This window comes from Kordia sp. (assembly GCF_050633145.1).
Lineage (GTDB): Bacteria > Bacteroidota > Bacteroidia > Flavobacteriales > Flavobacteriaceae > Kordia.
The window spans coordinates 148-2,501 of record NZ_JBOEFY010000032.1; the positions used below are offsets into that span (position 1 = coordinate 148).

Genomic DNA, 2,354 nt, shown 5'->3' on the forward strand with positions numbered 1-2,354 from the left:
GTTAGGGGTGAAAGGCCAATCAAACTTAGATATAGCTGGTTTTCTGCGAAATTTATTTAGGTAAAGCATTAAATAAATTTTTATTGGGGGTAAAGCTCTGACTGGATGATGGGGGCGTAAAAGCTTTACTGATTCTAGACAAACTATGAATACCATTCAAAAAAAATTTAATAGACAGACATAGGATGAAAAGGTCCTACTTGTCGAGAGGGAAACAGCCCTTATTATAGGCTAAAGTCAGCAAGTTATTTTTTAGTGGATAAGGGGTTTTTTTGCTATAACATCTAGCAAGTTGGCCTAGAGGCAGCCATCTTTTAAAGAATGCGTAACAGCTCACTAGAAGAATTCATTATGCTTAAAGACTCTAAAAATTTATACTGTCTAAATTATAAACTGAAGCCATAATTTGTATTTTTTTATAATTGCAAAGATAGCAGAACGCTTTATAAATTGTAGAAGTTAACTTGTGAAAGTTAATCAAGATTTTAAAGGCGAGAATACTAACATGAGTAACGAAAAATAATGTGTCCAACAAAACATTATCGCCGTAAGTTATAGATTTCCTATTTGTGTATAAGCCAAGTAGGTTTAGTCGGCCCCTAAGAAGATCGTGAAAACGTTATTTGATGGTAATAAGAAAAAATTTAATATTTCTTAACTAACTAGGTACAGTGAAGGGATGTTTAATAAATATCATATAAACAACATTTGGGTATTTTCTAATATTATGGTATTATTTTTAGTCTCCGGGAAAAAACTTTAGTTACTAATAATAATTAGTTATAACCGTATTTAGTCCGACTCAGGTTAACAGGTAGAGTATACTAAGGCGCTTGAGGTAACAACACTGAAGGAACTCGGCAAAATTACTCCGTAACTTAGGGAGAAGGAGAGCTTTATTTTTACAAAAAATTATCTTTTGAATTTTGTACTCTTACCGATTAATTCTTGTTTTTATTTATACTTTATAAAAAAAGGATTAATTTGTTCTTTAGATAAGTAAGAAAAAAGCAAAAAAAAGTGGGGGCGGCAACTGTTTAATAAAAACACAGGACTCTGCTAAATTGTGAAATGATGTATAGAGTCTGACACCTGCCCGGTACTGTAAGTTGAAATAAATTCAGAAAAATTAATAGTTTTTTAAAGGTTTTATAATTCTCAGTAAACGGCGGCTGTAACCATAACGGTCCAAAGGTAGCGAAATTCCTTGTCAGGTAAGTTCTGACCCGCATGAATGGCGTAACGACTGGAGCACTGTCTCGACGTGGAACTCGGCGAAACTGAAGTTGAGGTGAAGATGCCTCATACCCGCAGCTAGACGGAAAGACCCTATGAACCTTTACTATAGCTTTACAGTGGCATTAGGCTTGTCATGTGTAGGATAGGTGGGAGACTTTGAAGCGGCGTCGCTAGGCGTTGTGGAGTCGTCCTTGAAATACCACCCTTTGCTTGTCTAGAGCCTAACTCAGAAATGAGGACAGTGCTTGGTGGGTAGTTTGACTGGGGTGGTCGCCTCCAAAAGAGTAACGGAGGCTTCTAAAGGTACCCTCAGCACGCTTGGTAACCGTGCGTAGAGTGCAATGGCATAAGGGTGCTTGACTGAGAGACATACAGGTCGATCAGGTTGGAAACAAGAGCATAGTGATCCGGTGGTTCCGCATGGAAGGGCCATCGCTCAAAGGATAAAAGGTACTCCGGGGATAACAGGCTGATCTCCCCCAAGAGCTCACATCGACGGGGGGGTTTGGCACCTCGATGTCGGCTCGTCACATCCTGGGGCTGGAGAAGGTCCCAAGGGTTGGGCTGTTCGCCCATTAAAGTGGCACGCGAGCTGGGTTCAGAACGTCGTGAGACAGTTCGGTCTCTATCTGCTGTGGGCGTTAGAAATTTGCGTGGATCTGACTCTAGTACGAGAGGACCGAGTTGGACTAACCTCTGGTGTATCTGTTGTTCCGCCAGGAGCATTGCAGAGTAGCTACGTTGGGAAGGGATAAGCGCTGAAAGCATATAAGCGCGAAACCCACCACAAGATGAGATTTCTTTAAAGGGTCGTGGGAGATTACCACGTTGATAGGCTACAGGTGTAAAGGCAGTAATGTCATAGCCGAGTAGTACTAATTACCCGTAGGCTTATGTACGGCTTCTTATTATTTTGTGTTCAAAAAAATCTATTTTATCTCAATATGTTACCTTATACGGTGCATTAGCACTGAACGATTTAAGGTGGTTATAGCAATGGGGCTCACCTCTTACCATTCCGAACAGAGAAGTTAAGCCCATTAGCGCAGATGGTACTGCAGAAATGTGGGAGAGTATGTCGCCGCCTTTTTTTAAAACCCTTACTATTATGTAGT

General features: G+C 40.3%; 2 rRNA genes (1 of these 2 running past the window's edge). Both read left to right on the forward strand.

Annotated elements, in window-relative coordinates:
* Window positions 1–2,138 (forward strand): 23S ribosomal RNA (locus tag ACRBBL_RS16355); its annotated part reaches 147 nt to the left of the window's first position; the annotation flags it as partial.
* 81 nt (window positions 2,139–2,219) lie between these two features.
* Window positions 2,220–2,329 (forward strand): 5S ribosomal RNA (gene rrf, locus ACRBBL_RS16360).
* Window positions 2,330–2,354: the final 25 nt, after the last annotated feature.